This is a genomic window from Halovenus marina, from assembly GCF_051414115.1.
Classification (GTDB): Archaea; Halobacteriota; Halobacteria; order Halobacteriales; family Haloarculaceae; genus Halovenus; species Halovenus marina.
The window spans coordinates 2,429,859-2,452,623 of record NZ_JBLKNZ010000001.1 but is presented as its reverse complement, the minus strand read 5'-3'; the positions used below and the strand labels follow the sequence as shown (position 1 = coordinate 2,452,623).

General features: G+C 63.0%; 21 protein-coding genes and 1 pseudogene. 8 read left to right on the top strand and 14 right to left on the bottom strand.

Annotated elements, in window-relative coordinates; all coding sequences use genetic code 11:
* Positions 1-127 precede the first annotated feature (127 nt).
* The gene (locus ACMGFL_RS12500; protein ID WP_436935864.1) at positions 128-757 is read left to right on the top strand and encodes a DUF309 domain-containing protein; all 630 of its coding nucleotides are present in this window, start codon (positions 128-130) and stop codon (positions 755-757) included.
* 148 nt (positions 758-905) lie between these two features.
* Entirely contained in the window at positions 906-1,430 is a 525-nt protein-coding gene (locus tag ACMGFL_RS12495; RefSeq protein WP_436935863.1) for a type II toxin-antitoxin system RatA family toxin, read from the top strand.
* Positions 1,431-1,453: 23 nt separating this feature from the next.
* Here ACMGFL_RS12495 and ACMGFL_RS12490 read toward each other — a convergent pair whose 3' ends face one another.
* From ACMGFL_RS12490 to ACMGFL_RS12435, 12 genes and pseudogenes are all read right to left on the bottom strand, one after another.
* Positions 1,454-1,738 carry a DUF7312 domain-containing protein gene (locus ACMGFL_RS12490; protein ID WP_436935862.1) on the bottom strand — a complete coding sequence of 95 codons (285 nt, stop codon included), beginning with the start codon at positions 1,736-1,738 and terminating at the stop codon, positions 1,454-1,456.
* A gap of 63 nt (positions 1,739-1,801) precedes the next feature.
* Positions 1,802-3,988, bottom strand: a complete 2,187-nt coding sequence (gene metG / locus ACMGFL_RS12485) for a methionine--tRNA ligase (protein ID WP_436935861.1) — start codon at positions 3,986-3,988, stop codon at positions 1,802-1,804.
* A gap of 69 nt (positions 3,989-4,057) precedes the next feature.
* Positions 4,058-4,891, bottom strand: a complete 834-nt coding sequence (locus ACMGFL_RS12480) for an SDR family NAD(P)-dependent oxidoreductase (protein WP_436935860.1) — start codon at positions 4,889-4,891, stop codon at positions 4,058-4,060.
* An 88-nt stretch (positions 4,892-4,979) separates the two neighbouring features.
* Positions 4,980-5,390, bottom strand: coding sequence for a sensor histidine kinase (locus ACMGFL_RS12475; RefSeq protein WP_436936452.1), 411 nt, complete (start codon positions 5,388-5,390; stop codon positions 4,980-4,982).
* Positions 5,391-5,444: 54 nt separating this feature from the next.
* A pseudogene (locus ACMGFL_RS12470) lies at positions 5,445-5,948 on the bottom strand (histidine kinase dimerization/phospho-acceptor domain-containing protein); the annotation flags it as partial.
* A 148-nt stretch (positions 5,949-6,096) separates the two neighbouring features.
* On the bottom strand, positions 6,097-7,155 hold the full coding sequence (gene mfnA / locus ACMGFL_RS12465; RefSeq protein ID WP_436935859.1) for a tyrosine decarboxylase MfnA: 1,059 nt from the start codon (positions 7,153-7,155) through the stop codon (positions 6,097-6,099).
* 74 nt (positions 7,156-7,229) lie between these two features.
* Positions 7,230-9,497: a phosphoenolpyruvate synthase gene (gene ppsA / locus ACMGFL_RS12460; protein ID WP_436935858.1), complete on the bottom strand. Its 2,268-nt coding sequence runs from the start codon at positions 9,495-9,497 to the stop codon at positions 7,230-7,232.
* A gap of 79 nt (positions 9,498-9,576) precedes the next feature.
* On the bottom strand, positions 9,577-10,476 hold the full coding sequence (locus tag ACMGFL_RS12455; protein ID WP_436935857.1) for a PhzF family phenazine biosynthesis protein: 900 nt from the start codon (positions 10,474-10,476) through the stop codon (positions 9,577-9,579).
* A gap of 341 nt (positions 10,477-10,817) precedes the next feature.
* Positions 10,818-11,813 (bottom strand): segregation/condensation protein A, encoded by a 996-nt coding sequence (locus tag ACMGFL_RS12450; protein ID WP_436935856.1) that lies wholly within the window; start codon positions 11,811-11,813, stop codon positions 10,818-10,820.
* Positions 11,814-11,848: 35 nt separating this feature from the next.
* Positions 11,849-15,421: a chromosome segregation protein SMC gene (smc, locus tag ACMGFL_RS12445; protein ID WP_436935855.1), complete on the bottom strand. Its 3,573-nt coding sequence runs from the start codon at positions 15,419-15,421 to the stop codon at positions 11,849-11,851.
* 18 nt (positions 15,422-15,439) lie between these two features.
* The gene (locus ACMGFL_RS12440) at positions 15,440-15,727 is read right to left on the bottom strand and encodes a DUF7518 family protein (RefSeq protein WP_436935854.1); all 288 of its coding nucleotides are present in this window, start codon (positions 15,725-15,727) and stop codon (positions 15,440-15,442) included.
* A gap of 187 nt (positions 15,728-15,914) precedes the next feature.
* On the bottom strand, positions 15,915-16,121 hold the full coding sequence (locus ACMGFL_RS12435) for a cold-shock protein (RefSeq protein ID WP_436935853.1): 207 nt from the start codon (positions 16,119-16,121) through the stop codon (positions 15,915-15,917).
* Between the two features lie 178 nt (positions 16,122-16,299).
* Here ACMGFL_RS12435 and ACMGFL_RS12430 point away from each other — a divergent pair, with 178 nt between their 5' ends.
* From ACMGFL_RS12430 to ACMGFL_RS12415, 4 genes are all read left to right on the top strand, one after another.
* The gene (locus ACMGFL_RS12430) at positions 16,300-16,569 is read left to right on the top strand and encodes a DUF7571 family protein (RefSeq protein ID WP_436935852.1); all 270 of its coding nucleotides are present in this window, start codon (positions 16,300-16,302) and stop codon (positions 16,567-16,569) included.
* Positions 16,570-16,708: 139 nt separating this feature from the next.
* Entirely contained in the window at positions 16,709-18,190 is a 1,482-nt protein-coding gene (gene gatB / locus ACMGFL_RS12425) for an Asp-tRNA(Asn)/Glu-tRNA(Gln) amidotransferase subunit GatB (RefSeq protein WP_436935851.1), read from the top strand.
* Positions 18,191-18,215: 25 nt separating this feature from the next.
* Entirely contained in the window at positions 18,216-18,512 is a 297-nt protein-coding gene (locus ACMGFL_RS12420) for a DUF7718 family protein (RefSeq protein ID WP_436935850.1), read from the top strand.
* Entirely contained in the window at positions 18,491-18,616 is a 126-nt protein-coding gene (locus tag ACMGFL_RS12415) for a hypothetical protein (protein ID WP_436936467.1), read from the top strand. The genes ACMGFL_RS12420 and ACMGFL_RS12415 overlap by 22 nt, the downstream gene beginning before the upstream one ends.
* Here the strand turns inward: ACMGFL_RS12415 and ACMGFL_RS12410 are convergent.
* The gene (locus ACMGFL_RS12410) at positions 18,601-18,759 is read right to left on the bottom strand and encodes a hypothetical protein (protein WP_436935849.1); all 159 of its coding nucleotides are present in this window, start codon (positions 18,757-18,759) and stop codon (positions 18,601-18,603) included. The two genes, ACMGFL_RS12415 and ACMGFL_RS12410, sit on opposite strands and share 16 nt — an antisense overlap.
* 213 nt (positions 18,760-18,972) lie before the next feature.
* Between ACMGFL_RS12410 and ACMGFL_RS12405 the strand changes: the two genes are divergently transcribed.
* On the top strand, positions 18,973-21,453 hold the full coding sequence (locus ACMGFL_RS12405; RefSeq protein WP_436935848.1) for a DNA topoisomerase I: 2,481 nt from the start codon (positions 18,973-18,975) through the stop codon (positions 21,451-21,453).
* Positions 21,454-21,570: 117 nt separating this feature from the next.
* On the top strand, positions 21,571-22,206 hold the full coding sequence (locus ACMGFL_RS12400; protein WP_436935847.1) for a helix-turn-helix domain-containing protein: 636 nt from the start codon (positions 21,571-21,573) through the stop codon (positions 22,204-22,206).
* Between the two features lie 30 nt (positions 22,207-22,236).
* Here ACMGFL_RS12400 and ACMGFL_RS12395 read toward each other — a convergent pair whose 3' ends face one another.
* Positions 22,237-22,647 (bottom strand): VanZ family protein, encoded by a 411-nt coding sequence (locus tag ACMGFL_RS12395; RefSeq protein WP_436935846.1) that lies wholly within the window; start codon positions 22,645-22,647, stop codon positions 22,237-22,239.
* Positions 22,648-22,765: the final 118 nt, after the last annotated feature.

Sequence of the window (22,765 nt, the reverse complement as noted above, 5' to 3'; positions counted from 1 at the left end):
CGTTGGCCAAACGGCTTCCATTTGCATAACGGTAACGCTACCGCAAACGACCGTTTGCGTACCAGACCGCACGACTGTAGTCGGACGCTCCCCCAAGCCGTTTATACGCCGCTTGCCAACACCGGGTATGGAGGCGCACCTCCGTGCAGGGCTTGCGATCTTCAACGCTGGCGAACACCACGCGGCCCACGACGCGTGGGAGGAGTACTGGCTCGAACTGGAGTCGGGCACTGACGACGAGCGAATGCTCCACGGCCTGATCCAGTACACCGCCGCCGTCTATCACGCCCGCAACGACAACTGGTCGGGGGCGACCGGTCTCGCTGAGAGCGCCCGCGAGTATCTCTCCGGTCTCCCTGCGACCTATCACGGCGTCGACGTGGCGACCGTTCGCGAGTATCTCGACGACCTGCACACGGAGCCAGCGATCGCCGCGAATAAGTCCCCGCTATCACTTACACACGAAGGAAAAATAGTGACACTCGCAGATCTGGACTTCGAGGCCACCTGCATCGCCGCTGCGGTGCTCGCCGAGGAGCACGAGTACGACGAGCCGATGATCGACCGGGCAATCACTTTCGCACGCACTGACATCGACGCAGAGCGCACCGGCAGCCCCTTCGTCACGCTCCTTTTCGATTTCGTCCGCGAACCCGACGACCGCCCGGTCATCGCACAGCGACTCTCCGAACACGTCTCGCGGCGAACGAGCAAAGAAGCCGACGTCGAGGGCCTGTTCGAGCGACGTGAGGAGTGACCGCTCCCAGATGCGGGCAACGCTGCCGGTGTACGCGAAGCTTATACTGTCGGCTGTACCATCTCGAAAATAATTCGCCACCGGGGTAGCGAATATTTTTACGTACTTACAGCCGACAGTATTAGTCGGTGGCGGCCGTGGTCATGGTGTGGACAGCGTCAACGTCAGTACGGTCGTGTATCTGCCGCCCGAGGAAGTCTACGAGTTCCTGCTCGACTTTCCCCGGTACGCGCGATACTCTGAGTACCTTCAGGAGGTCACGGCCGACGGTGATGGGGGTCCGGGAACGCGCTACGACCTGACTTTCGGCTGGTGGAAACTCACCTACACCGCGCATTCGGAGGTGACCGCGGTCGACCCGCCCGAGCGCATCGACTGGCGACTCGTCGAGGACATCGACGCCGAGGGGTACTGGGAAATCGAACCCGAACCCGACGCAGCACCGCCCGACGCCGAGACGGCCTGCCGGGTTCGGCTGGTCGTCGCCTTCGACCCCGACTCGGCGGACGCGGGGGTCGTCGAGTTACCAGCCTTCGTCTCGCTCGACTGGCTGATCGACAAAGTCCGACCGAAGATCCGGGCCGAGGCCAAGCAGGTCGTCGAGCGCATCGTCGCGGATCTCGAAGGCGAGCGCCGCGAGGTCGAACTGACCGTTCACGAAAACGGCGTCTGAGTCCCCCTCCGCCGCTCGACGCCCTACACTGAGCCGAACAGAACCAGAATGGGGACGAGCACGAGCGCGATACCGACCAGGACGAAAAACGCGTTTTCGAGGTCGATGTCGCCCGGTTCGAGCGGTTCGTCCAGCCGAAACGGTGACGGCGGATCGTCGGACTCGGTCTCCCCGTGATCGTCGCTCGGTTGATCGGTTGCTGCGGTGTCCTCCCACACCGGCGTCTCCTCGGTCTCCTCGGGGTCGTCGAACTCGTCGACAGAAAAGCGCCACTCGTCGTCGTCCGACTCCGTATCGTCTGCGGGCATACCGAACGGTAGGCACTCGACGAATAAAAGATGTGAGTCTACGGGTCGTCGTGAAAGCAGCAGTCAGCGAACCCGCGACCCGAGTGGTGCGTCCTCGTGTGTGGTGAGCAGGTCGGCCTCTTCACCTGCGGCGAGTACCATCCCGTTCGACTCGTGACCGAACAGTTCCGCACGCTCCATGTTGGCGAGCAGGATGACTCGAGTGCCGGGCAGGCCGTCCACGTCGTGAAGCTGTTTCAGACCGGCGACGACCTGTCGCTGTTCGACGCCGATGTCGACCGACAGCACGACGAGTTCGTCCGCGCCCTCGATTGGCTCCGCGGCGGTAATCTCTCCGACGCGCATGTCGAGGTCCTGGAACGCCTCGAAGCTGATCCGGTCGGTTTCGAGCGGGTCGACGCCCAACTCGGCCGCCGCGTCGCCGTCCGTCTCCTCGGTGTCTACTTCCTCGGCAGTGTCTGCCTTTTCAGTCGAGCCAGTCGCGTCCTCGTCTGCGCTCTCGTCGCTTGCCGTCTTCTCGTCGGCCGTCTCCACGCGGTCCCGAAGCGTCTCGTTCAGTTCCTCGATCTGTTCGTCTTCGACCTGCGTGAACAGCTCTTCTGGCTCGTCGAACGTCGCCGACGGCGCGGCGAGCACGCCGTCGAGCGTGGCGTCCGCGACTGTCCCGTCCTCGTCGAGTTGGTCCCAGAGCGTCGCGGCTTTCTCGGGCATCACTGGCTGGGCGAGCACCGCACAGGCCTTCGCGAGTTGGACGCAGTCGCGGATGACCTGTTCGGCCGCTTCCGGGTCCTCGTCCACGAGGTGCCACGGCTCGTTGCGCTGGATGTACTCGTTGCCGAACTGCGCGAGTTCGACGGCGAGCGACCCGAGCGTCCGAACGTCGTAGTCGGCGACGGCGTCCTCGAAGTCGGCGACGGCGTTCTCGATGCGCTCGCGAACGCCGTCGCTCACGTCGGCCTCGGGCGTGCCCTCGTAGTTGCGGTAGGCAAAGAGCAGGGCGCGGTAACAGAAGTTGCCGAAGGTGCCGACGAGTTCGCCGTTGACGCGCTCTGCGAACCGGTCCCAGGAGAAGTCGACGTCGTGTTCCAGCCCCGACCCCGTCGTGATGTAGTAGCGAAACAGGTCTGGGTGGAAGCCGGTGTCGAGGTACTCCTCGGCCCAGATGGCCCGGTTGCGTGAAGTCGAGAGCGACTTGCCATCGATGCCGACGAAGCCAGTCGCGAGCACCGCTCGCGGTTCGTTGTACCCCGCGCCGCGGAGCATGGCTGGCCAGAACACGCAGTGGTGCTGGATGATGTCAGACCCGATGACGTGGATGATTTCGCCGCTCTCGTCGGTCCACTCGTCGTCCCACGCCGTGCCGTGGCGGGTTTCGCCGCCGGGCTTCCAGACGTCCTCCCAGTCGTACTCCTCGGAGCCGACCCGATCTGTGTACTGCTTCGTCGAGGCGACGTACTCGATGGGGGCGTCGACCCAGACGTAGAGCACGAGATCATCGCCGTCCTCGCCCGGATAGTCGATTCCCCAGTCCATGTCGCGAGTGATACAGAGGTCTTCGAGTTCGCCCTCGATCCACTCGCGGGGCTGATTGCGCGCCTTCTCGGTCCCCTCCAGTCGGTCGAGAAATCCGTTGAGGTACTCCTGAAAGTCCGACAGTCGGAGGAACTTGTGTTCGCGCTTGCGGTACTCCGCTGGGTTGCCCGTGAGGACGCTCGTCGGGTTTTCGATTTCGCCGGGTTCGAGGTGGCGCTGACAGCCCTCGTCGCACTCGTCGCCGCGGGCGCGTTCGCCACAGTAGGGGCAGGTCCCCTCGACGTATCGGTCGGGGAGTGGCTGGTCGGCCTGTTCGTCCCACGCGACTTCGATTTCCTGCTCGACGATGTGGCCCTGGTCGATCCACGACGAGACGAACTCGCGGGTGAGTTCGGTGTTGGTCTCGTCGTGAGTGTGGCCGTAGTTGTCGAAGTCGACGTTGAACTGCGGGAACCGCTCCGTGTACTGCTCGTGATAGGCCAGCGCAAACTCCTCGGGGTCGACCCCCTCCTTCGCGGCGTTGACCGCGATGGGCGTCCCGTGCATGTCAGAGCCACAGACGAAGGCGGTCTGTTGGCCGACGCGACGGAGCGCCCGGGCGTAGAGATCACCCGAGACGTAGCCCAGCAGGTGACCGATGTGGAGGTTGCCGTTGGCGTATGGCAACCCCACCGTGACCACTGCTGGGGTGTCAGTGGGTAGTCGCTCGTGACTCATAGTCGAGTCTGAGAGCGGCGCGGGCATAAGCCGGGCGGTTTCGAGAGAGTCGAGTGAGTTCTCACCGCCTCAATCGGCGGTCTGCCCGCCGTCGGCCGCGAGCACCTGTCCGGTCACGAACGACGCCTCTGAGGACGCGAGAAAGGCGACCACACTCGCAATCTCGTCGGGGTCTGCGAGCCGCCCCATCGGCGTTTTCGCGTGCTGGTCGATCATGCCATCGGAGAGCCAGTTCAGCACTCGGCCGGAGACTCCCTTCCCTTCGAGCGCCCCGTCGGGAAGCAGGCGCATGAGCTGGTCTGCGCGGGAGTCCTCGCCCTGCGCTTTGATGCCGGTCCGAGTCGGTCCCGGCGCGACGGCGTTGACGCGAACCCCCGCTTCGGCGTACTCCAGTGCCGCGGTCCGGGTCAGTCCGACGACCCCGTGCTTGCTCGCCGTGTAGCCTCCGAGCGCGGGCATTCCGACGAGTCCGGCGACCGACGCCACGTTGACGATCGAACCACCCTCCTCGTCCATCGCGGCCAGTTCGGCCTGCATGCAGTTCCACACCCCGGTCAGGTTGATCGACAGGATCCGGTGCCAGTGCTCCGCTTCGATCTCTCCCAGTTTGACCAGCGGAGTGATTATCCCCGCGTTGTTCACGGCGATGTCGAGGCCGCCGTAGCCGTTGACTGCCGTCTCGACCATCGAAGTAACCTCATCCGCGTCAGTGACGTCTACGGTGACGGCTGTCGCGTCCCCGCCCGAGTCGCGTATCTCCTCGGCTACCTCCTGTGCACCATCGCCGTCGATATCTGCGACGACGACGCTGGCACCCTCCGCTGCCAGCCGATTCGCTGTCGCTCGTCCGATCCCGTTTGCGCCGCCGGTGACAACCGCGACACGCTCGTTGAGGCCGCGCATAGTTGCCGTTCGAACGCGGAACTAATGATTATTCCTATCACTCTGTCAGAAGAGGCCACAGCGCCGCAGAATCAGTGACAGCGACCGCTCAGCTACGGTCAGCGCGCTGTAGTTCGACGACGAACGTCGACCCGCGGGGGTCGTTGTCTTCGACCCACACGTCGCCGTCGTACTCCGAGACGAGCGTTTTGACGAGAAAGAGTCCGCCGCCACCGGTGCTGTCGGGTCGGTAGTCGAACACCGTCCGCTTTTCACTGTCGGGGATGCCCGGACCGTTGTCGCGGACGAACAGCCACACTGTCTCCTCGTCGGCTTCAATCTCGACGGCAATTTGAGGATCGTCGACGCCGGTGTGTTCGGCGGCGTTCTCGACGAGGTTGTCCACGACCGACCGGAGGGCCTGATTGGCGACGACGGGTGCTGTGTCGGGCAAGTCGGTCCCGATTGTGACGCTGAATGCGTCCTCAGTATTTCTGACGATAGTCTCGACGATCGACACGAGGTCCACCGCCTGCAGATCAGCCTCGCCAGTGACAGCTTTCCCAAGTGCGCCGAGGTCGTCGATCCGCTCGGCTGCCTCCTCGGTCTTTCGGCGGATCACCGCCGTGTACTCCGTCTCGTCAGCTTCGGATTCCATCAACTCGGCGTAGGTCTGGATCGTGTTCAGGTCGTTTCGCAGGTCGTGTCGAATGGCGCTGTTGACCACTCTGAGACCGCCGGTCACCCGCCGTGCTCGGCGTGCGTCATCCCTCGCTCGTATGTTGTAGAATCCTGCGACGATGCCCGCGATAGCGCCGACTTCCGCCGAGACAAGAAGCGAAAACAGCGGTTCCGTGATCGTCCGATTCTCGAAGACCCGAACGAGAAACGTCGCGCTGATGACGCTCGTAAACAGCACTGCGCCCGCCAGACACCACAGTCCGATCACCCAGTGGTCGGCCGGGTCGAGGTCCGTTCTGGCCAGATAGAACCCGCCGTAGACGATTCCGACCGCCGGAAGGCCGTCGAGCAGAAAGGCGAGAAGCGGCCTGAGCGAGCTATCGATCGCAGTAAATTCCGTCCCGTGATGAAACTAGCGACGAGAAACAGCACGCTCCCGAGACCCACGAGGAGCAGCGATCCGCGTGTGTGATCGTCCACTATGACTAGTTCCCCGACAACCGGTTTAGAATTTTCGCTGCAGCCGTTCAGACCGGTCAGCCGTGTCAGTACCAGTCGAGATCCGCGACAAATGACCGGAGCATCGACCGGGTGACGTGTGGCATGCAGACGACGCGCAGTTCGCCGCTACCGGTTTTCGAGACGCGCCAGCCTCGGTCACGGAGTTCGTCGGTCATCGGCACTGAGAGGTTCGCGGCGACGAGCGGGAGTTCCGGGCCGATGACGTCGTGCCCGCGGCTGTCGAGCGCGTCCGCAAGCCAGCGCGCGTTGTCCATCGCTCGCTCGGACTCCTCCCGGTAGCCGGTCGGCCAGAGCGCCTCCATCGCGGCGACGGCGCTCGCCACGCCTGCCCCGCTTCTGGTTCCCGTCAGCGTGATCTGACTCGTCGATTCGAGATACGGGGTGTCGATGGCGAGCGTATCAAGAAGCGCCGGGGAACGAGCGAGCAGACCGCCCGCGGGCATCGCCGCCTGCCCCGCCTTGTGCGGATCGATCGTCAGCGTGTCGACGGCAGCGTGGTCGAAGTTCCACTCGTGGTCGGTGAACGGCAGGTAGAAGCCGCCCCACGCGGCGTCGACGTGGCAGAGCGCGTCCACGCTGGCTGCGAGATCTGCAATCGCAGGGATCGGATCGACCGTGCCGTACTCGGTCGACCCGGCGACCCCGACCACACAGACAGTATCAGCGTCGACGAGTTCGGCCATCGCGTCGACGTCGGCACGGTGTCCGTCGAGTGGCGCGGTCCGGAGTTCGACGCCGAGCAACTCGGCGGCCTTCCGAAAGCTGAAGTGACAGGTCGCCGGGGCGACGACGTTCGGGTCGTCGGTTTCGGCCCGGTTGCGAGCGATGCGCACCGCCTGAATGTTCGCTTCTGTCCCCCCGCTCGTGACGTAGCCTGCCGGGTCGTCGAGGCCAGCAACCGCGCCGAGCAGTTCGACTGCGTCGTCTTCGAGTGTGGCAACTGTCTCGTAGGTGCCCGGGTCGCCTGGGTTCGTCACGAGAAAGCGTTCTGCGGCCGTCCGCGCCTCGGGATGTGGCTGGGTACACATCGAGGAGAGAACCCGCTCGAAGTCCTGCGGGTCGGCGCGCTGAGCCTGCTGCATAGCAATTTACAGGGGCGGAACCGGTTTAGTGGTTACGAACTCGACAGCGACGAACCGCTGAGCGATCCCCCGGCTTACCTGATCGAGTCGAGGATGAGCCGTTGCTCGACGCGCTTGACCTGCTTTTGCACGTCGTGGACCGCGTCGATGTTCGCGCTGATCGAGGTCACGCCTTCCTCGACCAGATACCGCACCATCTCCCGCTTCGAGCCAGCCTGTCCGCAGATGCTCGTCGCCACGTCGTGTTCGTTGCACACCTGGATGGTCTCGCCGATCAGTTGCAGTACCGCTGGGTGCAACTCGTCGTACCGGTCTGCGACCTGCTCGTTGTTCCGGTCGACCGCCAGCGTGTACTGGGTCAGGTCGTTCGTCCCGAAACTCGCGAAGTCGATGCCTGCCTCGGCGATTTCTTCAGCCGACAGCGCCGCCGCGGGCGTCTCTATCATCACGCCCCAGGACCGCTTGTCCGGGTCGATCCCGGCTTCTTCCATGTATTCTTTCGCCGCCAGCACGTCCTCGGCGTCGGTCACCAGCGGCAACATCAGCTCCACGTTGTCGTAACCCATCTCGTAGAGCTTTCGGAACGCCTCCAGTTCGTGTGCGAACACGTCCGGGCGGTCGAGGCTCCGGCGGATCGCACGGTAGCCCAACATCGGGTTGTGCTCGACCGGCTCGGACTCGCCACCCTCTAGCTGTCGGAACTCGTCGGTCGGCGCGTCGAGCGTCCGCGCGCGCACCGGTCGGGGATAGAACGCCTCTGCAACCTCGCGGATCCCAGAAACGATCTCTTCGACGTACGCGTCTGCGCCCTCGTCTTCGATGTACTGTTCGGGCGTCTTGCCCAGCGAGAGGATCATGTGCTCGATGCGCAACAGCCCGACGCCGTCAGCGCCCGTCGCCGCCGCGCGTGCGGCCGCATCTGGAATCGAGACGTTCACCTTGACCTCCGTCGCTGTCATCGGTTGGACGCGCCCCTCCGGCACTGCCTGCTCGATGGCCTCGCCCTCGTCTGTCTCGTCAGTCTCTGCGTCGCCCGACTCGATCGCACCCGTCTCGCCGTCGATAGTTACGAGTTGCCCGTCGCGCAACCGCGCTGTCGCCGTCTCCGCGCCCACGACCGCCGGGACGCCGAGTTCGCGGGAGACGATTGCTGCGTGTGAGGTCATCCCGCCCTCGTCGGTGATGATCCCCGAGGCGCGTTTCATCGCTGGCACCATATCCGGGGTTGTCATCTCCGCCACGATGATGTCGCCTTCCTCGACCTTGTCGAGTTCGTCCAGCTTTCCGACGGTACGAACCGGACCCGACGCCCGACCCGGACTCGCACCCAGTCCGGTCAGGTAAATTTCACGGTCGTCGTCCTCCTCGTCCGTGTTCTCCTCGCTTTCCTCCTCGCTTCCCTCAGCGATGGTCGTGATCGGTCGGGACTGCAACAGATACACCTCGCCGTCGACGATTGCCCACTCCACGTCCTGAGGGTCGCCGTAGTACTCCTCGATCATGTCGCCTACCTCGACGAGTTCGTCCAGTTCTGCGTCCGAGAGCACCCGTTCTGTGCGTTTCTCCTCGGGTACCTCGCGCTCGACCGTCTCGCCGGTTTCCTCGTCGCGGACGTGCATCACCTTCTTCTCGGCGACGGTCTCCTGTTTGAGTTCGCCGCTCTCCCGGTCGATGACGTAGTTGTCCGGCGTCACCGCGCCGGAGACGACTGCCTCACCGAGCCCCCACGCCGCTTCGATGGTCACGACGCTCGCGCCCGTCGAGGGATGACTCGTGAACATCACGCCGCTCTTGTCGGCGTCGACCATCCGCTGGACGACCACCGCGATGTCGACGATGTCGTGCTCGAAGCCCTGTTCCTGCCGATAGTACAGCGCACGCTGGGTGAAAAGCGACGCCCAGCACGCCCGTACCCGGTCGAGCAGGTTCTCCCGTGTGACGTTCAGAAACGTCTCCTGCTGGCCAGCGAAGGAGGCATCTGGCAGGTCCTCCGCCGTCGCAGAGGACCGCACCGCCACCGACGCGTCCTCGCCGAGTTCGTCGAACGCCCCGAGCAGTTCCTCGCGGAGTTCGTCGGGAAACGGCGTCTCGCGGATGAGTTCCTGCGCTCGCTCGGCCGCGTGCGCGAGCGCCTCGGAGTCTTTGGTCTCGACGTCGACGGCCTCGAACAGCTCCTCGTCGATTCCGGCCTCCTCGATGAACGTGCGGTACGTTCCTGCGGTGACGACGAAGGCGGGCGGCACCGGCAGATCCGCACTCGTCATCTCACCGAGCGACGCACCTTTCCCGCCGACACGGTCGATATCGTCCGACCGCACTTCTTCCAGCCAGAGTACAGGCATCTCAGTATTGATAACACCAACCGACTAGCTAAAGAAGGTTCTGAAGTTCGCGCTGGCGGAGACGACCGGTTCGGATGCGCTACACTTCGATGATCTCCTCGTCCTCCGAGTCGGGGATCGTCAGCGTTCCGTCCAGCGTCGTGACAGCCCGGCCACCCACCTGCACCGGGTCGACCGGTCGCACTGCGACTGTTCCCGGCCGGTCCAGCACGTGTCCACACTCGAAGGTGATCTCCGACCGCTCGCCGTCGAAGACGCCCTGTCTGGAGAGGTACACACCGCAGTCAGCGAGCGGTGTGGCTGCGGTCGGAAGTTCGCCGCCAGCAGCGGGTGCGAACACCCTCGCGTGCGCGTCGGCGGCACCCGAGAGCGTATCGAAGGTGAACACGACCAGGCGGCGGGCGTCGGCGTTCGCACACAGCGTCGACAGCGCAGTGAGGTCGGGGTCTGCTCGACTGAGGTGCTCGAAGAAGTTCACCGGCGCGAGTAGCGACCCGCCCGCGCTGTCGGCCCGCGCGAGAGGCAGATCCGCGCCCACGTCGCGCAACGCCGCCACGTCGATGCCGAGCGCATCAGCAATCGATGATTCGTCGACGTTCGACGACGTCAGTTCGGTAAACTCCTCTCCAGCGACGAGCGAGGACCGGTCGACGAACGTTCGCCCGTCGTCCTCGCGCTCGACGCGAAGCGTCCCGCGCTCCGTTTCGACCGTCCACTCGGATCCGGAACTCTCCTCGCGCTCTGCCAGCGCCACGCTCCCCGCGAGCGCGCCCTCGATTGCGTCTCCTGTCGCGTTGGTACCCACGTGTTCCACGATTCCGTCACGGCGCGCCACGACGCTCGCGACGCCGAGTTCCGAACCGACCTGTCTGCACTGTGCGTCCGAAAGCCCGTCCCCGTCGGGGAGGACGGCGACCGGACGGCCACCGGTCGGTTCGTCGGCGAAGGCGTCGGCGAGCAACACATCTCGCGTGTCCATACCAACGGCTCGACCGGCGTCGACATATATGCTGTCCTCCTCAAGCGAGTCGGTCAGAGAATTTCCGCGCGACTGTCCGTTTAGCGCGAGCGCCCGTCGTCACGAACGTACGCGAGCGCCTCGACGAACTGTTCTCTGTCGATCCTGTCTCTTGACTCCTCGAGTCGCTCGCGGAATGTCGTCGGGGTCATGTGTATAGATACCATACACCGTGAAATAGTATAACACTTTCGTTTAGATAGATATGTTCGTGAGCGGACACCCCCAGCGCGAAACAAGCATTTCACGTCGAACGAAGAATCCTCTGTCGAGCCAAAACTCCCAGCGAAACGGCGAACGAGTCAGTCCGCGACGGCCTCGCCGGACCCCGCGACTGCGTTGGGGTCTTTGATCCACAGGTCACCGAAGAGTTCGTCCTGCTGGAGGCGAACCTGCCCGCGGTGAGAGAGAAAGAGCAAGCCGAGAAACGTCTGGACGCGTGACCCGCCGACCGATTCGACCTCCGCGAACAGCACCTCGGTGCGGCCCTTGTCGTACTGTTCTGTGAGCGCCCCGTGTACCTCGTCGATGAGCGCGTCGATGTCCTCGCCGTGGGTCTTGCCGGTCACCTCCTGTGCGGTCGGTTCGTCGTCCATCCGGAACTGGTCGTCGGAGCGGTAATCCATCTCGCGAGTGCCCCGACTGTACGCGCTCGGTGAGTCGCTCGTGTCGTACTCGCGGGACTCCTTCCACCAGTTGTCCCGCTCGGCCTCACGCAGGTCCCGAACGAGTTCGTCGAGCGTTTGCGGCGTGCCGCGAGCGCGCTTCCGTTCGAGTCGACGATCCATCTCCTGTTCGAGCGCACTGAAGGGGTCCGGTTCCTCGATCGGCTCCCCCTCCGCAATCGCCGCCTCCCACGGTTCTGGCTCCGGTTCCGTCTCCTCGTTCTCGGAGAGCATCGCGTCGCCTTTCATCCGCAGGAGAACGCTGGCGTAGAAGAGCGCACGCCCGGACGTTCGCAGGTCCGCCTCGTCGAGGCGGTCGAGGAACTTGTCGGTCACGTCGACGATGTCGATGTCCCACGGGTCGATTTCGCCGTCCTCTGCGAGGCCGACGAGCACCTCGACCGGTTCGACCTCTCCCGCCTCGTCTTCGTCTTCTCCCTGTTCGTCTTTGCCCTCTGCCGAACTGTCCCCGTTCTGGTCTCCGCTCTCGCTTTCGAACTCTGCCAGCGTCTCTGCTCCGCTGGCATCTCCGTTCGTCTTGGCCAGCTCTGACTCCGCGTCGTCCTCGGCCTCGGACGGCCGTTCCCGGGACTCGTGGCCGGTGATATCCAGGGGAATGTCCTCCTCAGCCATCGTCGGCCCCCCTGTCGCGTGTCAGTTGTCCCCGATCAATCATCAGCGGGCACCTCCATGTCGCCCGTCAGATCGATGCCGGTCACTGCCGAGACGTTGTCGTCCTGCATCGTGACGCCGATGGCGCGTTCCGACCGGTCGAGCATGGCCGAGCGGTGCGAGACGACGACGAACTGCGCGTCGCCAGCGAGTTCGTCGACCATCTCGCCGACTAGGTCCGCGTTTGCCGCGTCCAGGAAGGCGTCCACCTCGTCGAGCGCGTAGAACGGGGCGGGGTTGTGCCGCTGGATAGCGAAGATGAAGGCGAGCGCAGTTAGTGACTTCTCACCGCCGCTCATCGCCGCCAGCCGCTGGATCGGCTTGTCGCCGGGTTGGGCTTTCATCGTCAGCCCGCCCTCGAAGGGGTCCTCCTCGTCTTCGAGGTGGAGGCGACCGGTTCCGTTCGAGAGTCGCTCGAAGATGTCCTGAAACTGCTCGTCGATGGCGTGGTACGAGTCCATGAACGTCTCCTTCTTGCGCGCCTCGTACTGCTCGATTCGGTCGCGGATCCCCTCGGCTTCCTCGACCAGCGTCCCCTTGCGCTCCTGTAGCTCTTCGAGTTCCGCCTGCACCCGGTCGTACTCCTCGATGGCGAGCATGTTGACGGGTTCGAGTTCGTCCATCTCGCCTTCGAGACGGTCGAGTTCCGCCTCGACCTGCTCGTGGTCGGGTATCTCCTCGGGGTCGTACTCGCCGACCTTCGCTTCGAGTTCGTCGATCTCCCACTCCAGTCGGTCCTCGGTCTCGCGCTCGTCCGAAAGCTCGGATTCGACTGACTGGACGGCTTCCTTCGCTTCGTCGCGCTTCTCTCGGGCCTCGGTAACGTCGTCGCGAAGGTCCGACCGCTCCTCTTTGAGCTCTGCGAGCTGTGATTCGAGTTCCTCGATTTCGGCCTCTTTCTCCTCCAGCAGGGCCTCTTTCTCCTCGATATCTTCCTCCAGCGTCTCGATCTGTGACTCGGCCTCTGCCTTGCGGTTCTGGGCCGCCTCGATGTCTTCGTGGAGCGACTCTATCGCGTCCTCGGCGTACTCCTTTTCGAGGGTCTTCTCGTTCAACTGGTTGTCGAGTTCGTCGCGTCTGCGTTCGAGGTCGTCGATGTCCTCGCGGATGGTCTCTGCCTGTTCGGTGAGTTCGGGCAGTTCCGAATCCTCGACTTCGGCTTCCAGTTCGGCTATCTCCGCTTCGAGGTCTTCGATCTCGGCGTTTTTCTCGCCGAGTTCGGCCTCGATCTCGTCCATTCGGTCCGAGACCTCCTCGCGCTCGTCTTCGATCGCGTCGAGTTCGTCTTCGAGCGTCTCGATTCGCTCGTTCCGTTCCTCGATTTCGCTCTCGCGTTTCTCGATTTCCGTCTCGATGTCGCGCACCTCTTCGGCGGCGTCTGCCTCCTTGTCGCGGGCGCTTTCGAGTCGGTCCTCGACGTCGCGCAACTCCTCGCGAACGGACTGGCGCTCGCTTTCGAGTTCGTCGATCCGTGCCGCGACCCGTTCGAGTTTGCCTGCGCTCCCCTCGAAGGAGTACCGCGACCCACTCTTGGATCCGCCGGTCATCGCTCCTGACTTCTCCACCAGGTCGCCGTCGAGCGTGACCAGACGGAACTCGCCCATCAGGTCCCGCGCCGTCTCGATGTCCTCCACGACGAGCGTGTCGCCGAGTACGTACGAGAAGATGCCCGCGTACTGGCTGTCGAAGTCGACGAGGTTGTACGCGAAGTCGACCACGCCCTCGCGGTCGGGGACCGATGGCAACCGGCGCTGGCTCATCTCCGTCAGCGGCAGGAAGGTTCCACGCCCCGCCGAGCGCGATTTCAGGTAGTCGATACAGCGCTGGCCCACCCGGTCGTCGTCGACGACGACGTTCGCCAGCCGTCCGCCCGCCGCTGTCTCACAGGCAGTCGCGTGCCGGTCCGGGACGCTTCCGAGTTGGGCGACGGTGCCGTGGACGCCGTCGATGTCCGCGTTCAGGATGGTCGTCACCGCGCGGCCGTACGAGGAGTCACCGTTCTGCCCGGCCTTGGCTTCGAGTTCTGCGTACTCCTGCTGGGCGGCGTTTATCTCGTCCTCGATGTCGTCGAGTTCCGCCTGCAGGTCGCTTCGCTCACCACGCAGGTCGTCGACGACTTCGGCTATCGTCTCGCGGTTCTCCGTGGCCTTCTCGAGTTCCGTCTCGAAGTCTTCGATCTGTGATTCGAGTTCTGCGATTGACTCCTCGGCGTCCTCGATGGCTTCGCGTTTCTCGCGCTGTTCGTTCGAGCGGCGACGCGCCTCGTCGAGCAGTCGGTCCTGCTCGCGCTGGAGGTCGTTCTTCTCGGATTTGTGCGCCTCTAGCTGTGACCGGTAGGTGTCGAGGCGGTCCTTGACCTCCTCGAACTGCTCACCGACCTCGTCGATTCGGGCTTCGACCTCTTCGAGGGCCTCCTCTTTCTCCTGAATGTCGGCCGCGATGGAGGATTTCTCGACTTTCAGATCGCGGATCTCGCCTTCGAGGTTGTCTATCGTCTCCTGCTTGCGGTCGATCTCGACAAACGCCTGCCGTCGTTCGTTCTCGGCCGACTCGACGCGCTCGGTTGCGGTTTCGATCTTGTCTTCGAGCCGGGAGATGTCGCCTTTGATCTCCTCTATCTCCCGTTTGATCTGGAGCTGTTCGTCCTCGCCCTTTCGCTCGATTTCTGCGTTGAGTTCTTCGAGTTCCGACTCCAGTCGCATCAGTTCGCCCTGCCGTTCGTCGAGGGCGGACTGTCGGTCTTCGAGGTCGGTTTCGAGGTCTGCGATGTTCGCCCGCACGTCGTCGAGGGTCTCGCGTTTCTCTTCGAGTTCGGCGGCCTGCTGGTACCCCTCGTAGGTTTCTTTCTCCTCGCGGAGGTCCTGATACTGCAGGGCTGTGTCCCGTTCGTCCGCGAGCTGGTTGAGGCGCGTCTCCTTTTCCTCGATTCGGAGTTCGGCCTCGTCGATGCGCTCCTCGACGACGTCCAGTTCCTCGAAGGCGTCCTCCTTTTTCGCGTCGAACTCCGCGACGCCCGCGATTTCGTCGATTATCTCCCGGCGGGTGCCAGCGGTCATGTTGATGATTTCGGTCACGTCGCCCTGCATGACTACGTTGTAGCCTTCTGGGGCGACGCCCGCCTGCGCGAGCAGGTCCTGAATATCAGAGAGATTCACAGACCGCCCGTTGATGTAGTAGTACGAGTAGTAGTTCTCCTCAGTCTCCTTGACGCGGCGCTTGATCGTTATCTCGTCGATGTCACCCACGTCCTCGGTTCCGGCGGCGTTGACCACCTGCGACCGCGCGAGCGTCCGGTCCGTGTTGTCGAGGATCACCTCGACTGCGGCCTCGCGCTCGCCCTGAAATGACTCGCCGTCTTGGTGGCCGGGGTTGTAAATAAGATCAGTCAGCTTCTCGGCGCGGATGCCCGAGGTCCGGGCGAGACCGAGCGTGAACAGGATGGCGTCGATGACGTTCGACTTGCCCGACCCGTTCGGGCCGGTGACGGTCGTGAAATCTTCGTAGAAGGGAATTCGCGTCTTCCGGCCAAAGCTCTTGAAATTGTCGAGAACGAGCTCTTTGATGTGCATTGGGTGGGCGCGGGGAACCTACGCGACGATGATATCGCTGTCGGATTCCTCCGTGTTGTCCGATTCCTCGTCCGCCTCGCTTTTAGGTGCTTCGGCAGATTCCTCCGTACCGAACGGTTCTGCGTCGCCCGATTCGTGTGCTGGCGCTGACTCCGAGGCCGGAACGAAGCCGAGATCAGCGTCGACTGCGTCTTCGAGTTCGCGCAGGCGAACCTTGCACTCGACGAGTTCGTCTGTCAGCCCTTCGACCGATGCTTCCAGTTCTTCGACCCGCGATTCGAGTTCCTCAACTCTCTCAGAGGACATATCCATCACGTCTTTCCCCGCTTACATAAACGTACGTCAGACATTCATCGAGTTGGCGATAGAACGAACCTGTCGGTGAACCGTTCTCACAGTCAGTAGCGAGCAGCCAGAAAGCAGTCGCTACGGGTGGAATTGTCTGAAAAACGAAGTCGCTGCCGTCGCTACAGACGACGGGCAGCACTCGTCGTTAGTTGCGGACGAGGTTCGTCGCGCGGGGTCCCTTCGGGGATGATTCGATGTCGAACTCGACGTCCTGCCCCTCTTCGAGGTCCGGGCCGCCGACGTCCTCCATGTGGAAGAACACGTCCTCATCGTCGTCTACTTCGTCGCTGTCTGTCGAAATGAAACCGTAACCGCCTGTGTCGTTGAAGAAGTCAACCGTACCGTTTGCCATTACAACCAGACAGAGACCCGCTCCGGGGATAACACTTCCGAGAGTCGAGGTACCATGACTCCCGTTTTCCGACGCTCATCGGACGGCAGTCGAGAGAAGTGCGTTCGGATGCCACTGGTCAGTCCGTTTTCGGGGGCAGGTATTTCCGAGGCGGTCACGAGGTGTAACGTGCACCGCTATGAAACCGTGCCACAGCTGCCAGACGGTCATCGACGAGTATCTCCTGGACAAACAGCTCGAACCCCTGCGCGAACTCACGGCCGACGACTTCAACGTGTGCGCGGACTGTGCGACCATCGTCGAGAATGCGTGCGTGAAGTGCGGCGGCGCGGTGTACGTTCCCCGAAGCGAATCCGTCATCCCTGACTACTGCCCGGCGTGTCGGTCTGACCTCATCGACCGCACCGGCCACGATCCCGGCTGGACGCGTGGTCACGCATCCACCTGAACTGCGCCCGCGCCCCGTCTATTTTTGTCGAGACGGCCGTTCGAGCGGCAGTTCTGCGGGTCGGTTGTGAATGCTTCCGCACACATCGCCACAGCCGGGGGTCGTCAGGTTTTAGCCGAGCGCTCCCGAACCGCGGGTAATGAGTCAGGTACAGGGCCAAGACGACCTCGCGGTGGTCATCGGGCTGGAGGTTCACGTCCAGCTCGAAACCGAGACCAAGATATTCTGTGGCTGTTCGACCGAACCGGCCGCGGAGCCAAACAGCCGCACCTGTCCGGTCTGTCTAGGGCTGCCAGGGGCGCTGCCGGTCGTCAACGAGGCAGCAGTCGAGGCCGCCGTCAAGGTCGGCAAGGCCATCGACGCGACGATTCCCGAGCGAACCCGCTTTCACCGGAAGAACTACTACTACCCCGACCTGCCGAAGAACTTCCAGATATCCCAGTACGACGCGCCCATCTGTCAGGACGGGAAACTCGAAATCACGGTCGGTGACGAGCACCGGACCGTCGACATCAGGCGAGCACACCTCGAAGAGGACCCGGGCAGTCTCAAACACAAGGGCGGATCCATCGACACCGCCGAGTACACGTTGGTCGACTACAACCGGGCGGGAACCCCCCTGCTCGAGATCGTCACAGAACCGGACTTCCGGGGCAGCGAGGAGGTGCGTGCCTTCCTCGCGAAACTCGAAGAGGTACTCGAATACCTGGGCGTGTTCGACCCCGGCAGGGACGGCAGTCTGCGCATCGACGCTAACCTCTCCGTGGTTGATGCCGAGGAAGTGAGCGACGAGGGCGCAATCGACGAGGATGTACTCGAAGGTGCAAACCGAACTGAGGTCAAGAACATTTCCAGTCACAAGGGCGCGGAGAAAGCCCTCTCCTACGAAGCCCAGCGGCAGAAAAACGCTATCCAGCGCGGCCGAGCGGTCGAACAGGAGACCCGCCACTGGGACGAATCCCGCGGGATCACCGTCTCGATGCGCTCGAAGGAAGCCGAGAAAGATTATCGGTACTTCCGCGAGGCCGACCTGCCGCCGCTCGCCGTCGCAGACTGGAAGGAGACCCTCGACATCCCGGAACTGCCCGATGCACGCAGGGAGCGGTTTCGCGAGGAGTACGACCTGAGCGCGGAGGCCGCGGACAAACTCACGAGTTCCCGCGCAGTCGCGGACTTCTACGAACGGATCGCCGACACGTTCGACCCGGGACTGGCAGCGACGTGGGTCGCAGACGAGTTGCTCGGTGAACTCAACTACCGCGACATGGAGATTACGGACGTCGAGGGCCGTCTCGACGAGGTGGAACGTCTCGTCGAACTGGTGGCAGACGACGAGATAACGGCGAAAAACGCCCGCGAAACTGTGCTACGCTCGATGCTCGACGACGAGGACGACCCCGACACTATCGTCGATCGGGAGGGACTCGGCAAGACTGGCGGCGGCGAACTCACGCAGGCCGTCGACCGCGCCATCGCGGACAATCCCGACGCAGTCGAGGATTACCACAGCGGCGAGGAGGGCGCGCTCAACTTCCTCGTGGGCCAGGTGATGCAGGAAACCGGCGGCAGCGCAGACCCCGGCGACGTGAACCAACTGCTCCGGGAGCGACTGGAGGAGTAAGTCGCCACGTCCCAGTCAGACGCAGATGAGAGAGATAGCCCCGCTCTGGATTCGCTGGCCCTATGCGCGCGTTCGACGTGAACGCGAGATTGTCCGTGGGGAGGTGCGCTATTTTGTTTCCCAGTTGGAGTATAACGTTGCAGCTACGCCAGCGGGCGGAACTGAGTCTGATTGGCGCGACGTTGCGCGGTTCGATCATAACGCCGATCCCGATCGTGGTCACGATATTCGCATGGATGGACTCCATCTTGATGTCTACAAAGACGGTGAAAAGTACAAGGTAAGACCGGATTCCCACCAGTGTCACCGACGACAGCGCTGAATTTCTGTGACCAGTTCTTCGAGCAGAATGCGGATCAGCTACTCGAACAGTTCGAACGCTGGCACGGGCTGTACGGGCCGTGGCGGGACTACTCCTCCGAGTAAAACTCTTTGGCGTCGTGTTCCTCGAGTTCTTCGAGTTCCGGAATATCCATCTCCTCCGGAACCTGGAACTCGGAAATATCTCGACCAGTCTCCTCGGCCAGAATCTCGGCAGCAGATCGGGAGTCTGGTTCTTCGAGAGCCATATGACCGGATTGAACAGCCATAGTGATAAGCATTCTCACTGTTCGAGTCGTATTGCTCCCGCGGAACATTCGTCGAGCGCCGTCAGCCACGACCGAACGCTGTCTATCGAATCGGATCGCTACACGCGCGCACCCGCGCTGTATTGCGTTTTCTCGAAAGACTTTAGACAGGCTTGCGCCGTATATTACTGTAACTGAACAGGTGATCTTCTGGTGAAACTCATAATTACAGAGAAGGAAAATGCGGCCCGTCGGATCGCAGAGATACTCAGCGAGGGTTCGGCGACGGTCGAGCGCGAGAACGGGGTGAACGTCTACCGGTGGGGCGGGACCCGCGTCGTCGGACTGTCTGGGCACGTGGTCGGGCTGGACTTCCCATCCGAGTACGAGAACTGGCGGGACGTCGAACCGGTCGAACTCGTCGACGCGCCCATCGAGACGACGCCAACTCGGGAAAACATCGTCCGAACGGTCGAGGAGTTAGCGGACCGGGCCGACTCCGTGGTGATCGCGACCGACTACGACCGCGAGGGGGAACTCATCGGCAAGGAGGCCTACGAACTCGTCGAGAATCGAGCCGATGGCTCCATCGAGCGCGTGCGCTTCTCGTCGATCACCGACACAGAGGTCAGAGAGGCCTTCGCCGACCCAGACGAACTCGATTTCGACCTCGCGGCGGCCGGGGAGGCGCGGCAGATCATCGACCTGGTCTGGGGCGCAGCGCTGACTCGCTTTCTCTCGCTTTCTGCCGGTCAACTCGGACAGGACTTCATCTCCGTCGGCCGTGTGCAGTCGCCGACGCTGAAACTCATCGTCGACCGCGAGCGCGAAATCGAGGCCTTCGACCCCGAGACGTACTGGGAACTGTTCGCCGACCTCTCGAAAAACGGCGATGGCTTCGAGGCACAGTACTTCTACGACGACGACGGCACAGAGGCCGAACGCGTCTGGTCGGAAGCTGACGCCGAGCAGGCCCACGAGCGACTCGCGAGCGCAGAGACCGCAGAGGTCATCTCCGTTTCTCGTCGAACCCGGACCGATAGCCCGCCGGACCCGTTCAACACGACGGCGTTTATCAGCGCGGCGGGGTCGCTCGGCTACTCCGCCCAGCGGGCGATGTCGCTCGCCGAGGACCTGTACACCGCTGGCTACATCACCTACCCGCGGACGGACAACACTGTCTACCCCGAGGATCTGGACCCCGAGGAACTCGTCGAGGCGTTTCTCGACGACGACGACTTCCGTGAGGATGCACAGACGCTGCTCGACCAAGACGAACTGACGCCCACGCGCGGCGACGAGGAGACCACCGACCACCCGCCGATCCACCCGACCGGTGAACTGCCAGCGTGGGGCGACCTCGACGAGGACGAACGCCGGGTCTACGAACTCGTCGTCAGGCGCTTTTTCGCGACGGTTGCCGAACCCGCGACGTGGGAGCACCTGCGTGTCGTTGCGGAGGCGGGCGGTTGCTCGCTCAAGGCAAACGGGAAACGACTCGTCTCGCCGGGGTATCACGCCGTCTATCCCTACGGGAGCGCGAGCGAGAACCACGTCCCTGATGTCACCGAGGGCGAACGGCTCTCGATACGCGAGGTCGAACTCGAAGAGAAGGAGACTCAGCCACCGCGACGCTACGGCCAGTCGCGGCTGATCCAGAAACTGGAGAAGATGGGCATCGGGACGAAATCGACGCGCCATCACACAATCGAGAAACTCTACGACCGTGGGTATCTGGAGGACGACCCGCCGCGGCCGACCGCCCTCGCAGAGGCCGTCGTCGACGCCGCAGAGCAGTTCGCCGAGATGGTCGTCAGCGAGGAGATGACCGCCCAGCTAGAGCAGGATATGGCCGCAATCGCGGAGGGCGAGGCCACGCTCGAAGATGTCACCGAGGAGTCCCGGGAGATGCTCGAACAGGTCTTCGCGGAGCTGCGCGACTCCCACGAGGAGATCGGTGAACACCTGCGTGAGTCGCTAAAGGCCGACCGACGACTCGGCCCCTGTCCCGAGTGTGGCGAGGATCTGCTGGTGCGACAGAGCAACCAGGGGTCCTATTTCGTCGGCTGTGACGGCTTTCCGGAGTGTCGATTTACGCTCCCGCTTCCGAGCACCGGCGAACCGCTCGTTCTCGAAGATATTTGCGAGGAACACGACACTCATCACGTGAAGATGCTCGCCGGGCGAGACACCTTCGTCCACGGCTGTCCGCTGTGTGCGGCCGACGAGGCCGACGAGACTGAGGACACCGTCATCGGCCCCTGTCCCGAGTGCGGCGACAGCGAGGGCGGCGAACTGGCGATCAAACAGCTTCGTTCCGGGTCGCGGCTGGTCGGCTGTACCCGCTATCCCGACTGTGAGTACTCGTTGCCACTGCCCCGTCGCGGAGATATCGAAGTGACCGACGAGCACTGTGACGAGCACGACCTGCCCGAATTACGGATTCTCGACGGCGATGATCCCTGGGAACTCGGCTGTCCGATATGCAACTACGAGGAGTATCAGGCCGAGCAGGCGGTCGAGACGCTCGAAGATATCGATGGGATCGGTGCGAAAACCGCTACGAAGCTTCAGGATGCGGGGATCGAGTCGCCGGACGACCTCGACAACGCAGACCCGGACACAGTCGCGCAGAACATTCAGGGTGTCACTCCTGACCGACTCCGTGAGTGGCAGGGACAACTTGCGTCCTGATCGGACAGATGACGGCGTGACCCACGTGCAGATCTGTGCAGTCTTGTGGGTGTTCCTCCACTGGTTTGATATATCAGGCTTCCAGTTAATACCCGATCGGGCTGTACTTTCGTATGCATGGGTGTTCTCGCGCAGTTCAACTATCGACCCGACGGGTTCGTTCTTGCAGAGACGGTGAACGACGTGCCCGACGTGGAGCTGGAGGTAATTCAGATGATGGGGACGAGTCCGGACCAGTTTCATCTGTGGGTATGGATACATGGAGTGGAGCACGACCAGATTGACTCGGCGCTGAACGCAGATAGCACCGTTTCAGAGTTCGTTCGATACACAGAAACGGAGATACAGACGTTGTACCGGATCCGCGTCAGAAATACAGAGCAGAACACGTACCGGCTGTGGGTCGACGCCGGTGCGGAACTCTGCACGAAAGAGTACAGAGACGGCTGGTGGCGATGCACGATTCGACTTCCCGACAGGGAGGAACTCTCGGCCGTTCGCGACTGGTTCGACACGAACGGGGTCGAGTATCGGTTGGAGAGTGTCTTCTCGGACACGGGCCGAAATGGGACTGGTATCGAACTCAGTGAACAGCAACGAGCGGTCCTGAAGGTGGCACTCGACAAGGGGTACTTCGAGATCCCCCGAAAGGGGACGCTCGACGATGTCGCTGACGAACTCGGCATCTCCAGTCAGGCCGCCTCGGAGCGACTGCGCAGAGGACATCGCCAACTCGTCTCCTATCATCTGTGAACGCTTGATTCGCGTCTCTGAACTCTGAGTTCAGATCAGATCCCCGAGAGAGCGCAATTCGATGAACTGTCGGAGGAGAAACCACGGGAGAACGAGCATGGCTCCGAGCGTGTTCGCGGCGATATCTCTGACGTCGAAGGTTCGCTGTGCAAACGGCTGTATCAGTTCGATCCCGAGTCCGTACAGCGCGGCGAGGGCGATCACGACCAGCGCACGGGACCACAGTGTCATCCCCCAGTGGTCAGTTGCGTAGGCGAGTGCACAGGAAAGCACCCCGTATGCGAGGAAATGTCGCCACTGCGCCTGGGCGAACCCGGTGATGTCCGCCAGATTCCTGAATACGTCCTGCCCGCCCTGTTGAACCGCGACTTCCGGAGGGGTCGTGACGACAGAGGTGTAGAACAGAAATCCGGTGATGGCGGCCACCCCGAGCCACCTCATCCACCGAGGGAGCAGCGGAAGCAGACCGTCATACTCGGTTGTCCAGGCACGGTCTGATAGGTCTTTGGGACCTGTCCCGGACGCTCGGGCGTTCTCGGGACAGCTCCCTCGAGCCTCA

Bases quoted from the DNA above. Each gene is read 5' to 3' on its own strand.
- ACMGFL_RS12400 (WP_436935847.1), top strand. From the start codon at position 21,571: ATGGGTGTTCTCGCGCAGTTCAACTATCGACCCGACGGGTTCGTTCTT.
- ACMGFL_RS12435 (WP_436935853.1), bottom strand. From the start codon at position 16,121: ATGGCAAACGGTACGGTTGACTTCTTCAACGACACAGGCGGTTACGGT.
- ACMGFL_RS12420 (WP_436935850.1), top strand. From the start codon at position 18,216: ATGAGAGAGATAGCCCCGCTCTGGATTCGCTGGCCCTATGCGCGCGTT.
- ACMGFL_RS12450 (WP_436935856.1), bottom strand. From the start codon at position 11,813: ATGGCTGAGGAGGACATTCCCCTGGATATCACCGGCCACGAGTCCCGG.
- ACMGFL_RS12410 (WP_436935849.1), bottom strand. From the start codon at position 18,759: ATGGCTCTCGAAGAACCAGACTCCCGATCTGCTGCCGAGATTCTGGCC.
- ppsA (WP_436935858.1), bottom strand. From the start codon at position 9,497: ATGCCTGTACTCTGGCTGGAAGAAGTGCGGTCGGACGATATCGACCGT.
- ACMGFL_RS12480 (WP_436935860.1), bottom strand. From the start codon at position 4,891: ATGCGCGGCCTCAACGAGCGTGTCGCGGTTGTCACCGGCGGCGCAAAC.
- ACMGFL_RS12490 (WP_436935862.1), bottom strand. From the start codon at position 1,738: ATGCCCGCAGACGATACGGAGTCGGACGACGACGAGTGGCGCTTTTCT.
- smc (WP_436935855.1), bottom strand. From the start codon at position 15,421: ATGCACATCAAAGAGCTCGTTCTCGACAATTTCAAGAGCTTTGGCCGG.
- gatB (WP_436935851.1), top strand. From the start codon at position 16,709: ATGAGTCAGGTACAGGGCCAAGACGACCTCGCGGTGGTCATCGGGCTG.
- metG (WP_436935861.1), bottom strand. From the start codon at position 3,988: ATGAGTCACGAGCGACTACCCACTGACACCCCAGCAGTGGTCACGGTG.
- ACMGFL_RS12500 (WP_436935864.1), top strand. From the start codon at position 128: ATGGAGGCGCACCTCCGTGCAGGGCTTGCGATCTTCAACGCTGGCGAA.
- ACMGFL_RS12430 (WP_436935852.1), top strand. From the start codon at position 16,300: ATGAAACCGTGCCACAGCTGCCAGACGGTCATCGACGAGTATCTCCTG.
- ACMGFL_RS12455 (WP_436935857.1), bottom strand. From the start codon at position 10,476: ATGGACACGCGAGATGTGTTGCTCGCCGACGCCTTCGCCGACGAACCG.
- ACMGFL_RS12395 (WP_436935846.1), bottom strand. From the start codon at position 22,647: ATGAGGTGGCTCGGGGTGGCCGCCATCACCGGATTTCTGTTCTACACC.
- ACMGFL_RS12440 (WP_436935854.1), bottom strand. From the start codon at position 15,727: ATGTCCTCTGAGAGAGTTGAGGAACTCGAATCGCGGGTCGAAGAACTG.
- mfnA (WP_436935859.1), bottom strand. From the start codon at position 7,155: ATGCAGCAGGCTCAGCGCGCCGACCCGCAGGACTTCGAGCGGGTTCTC.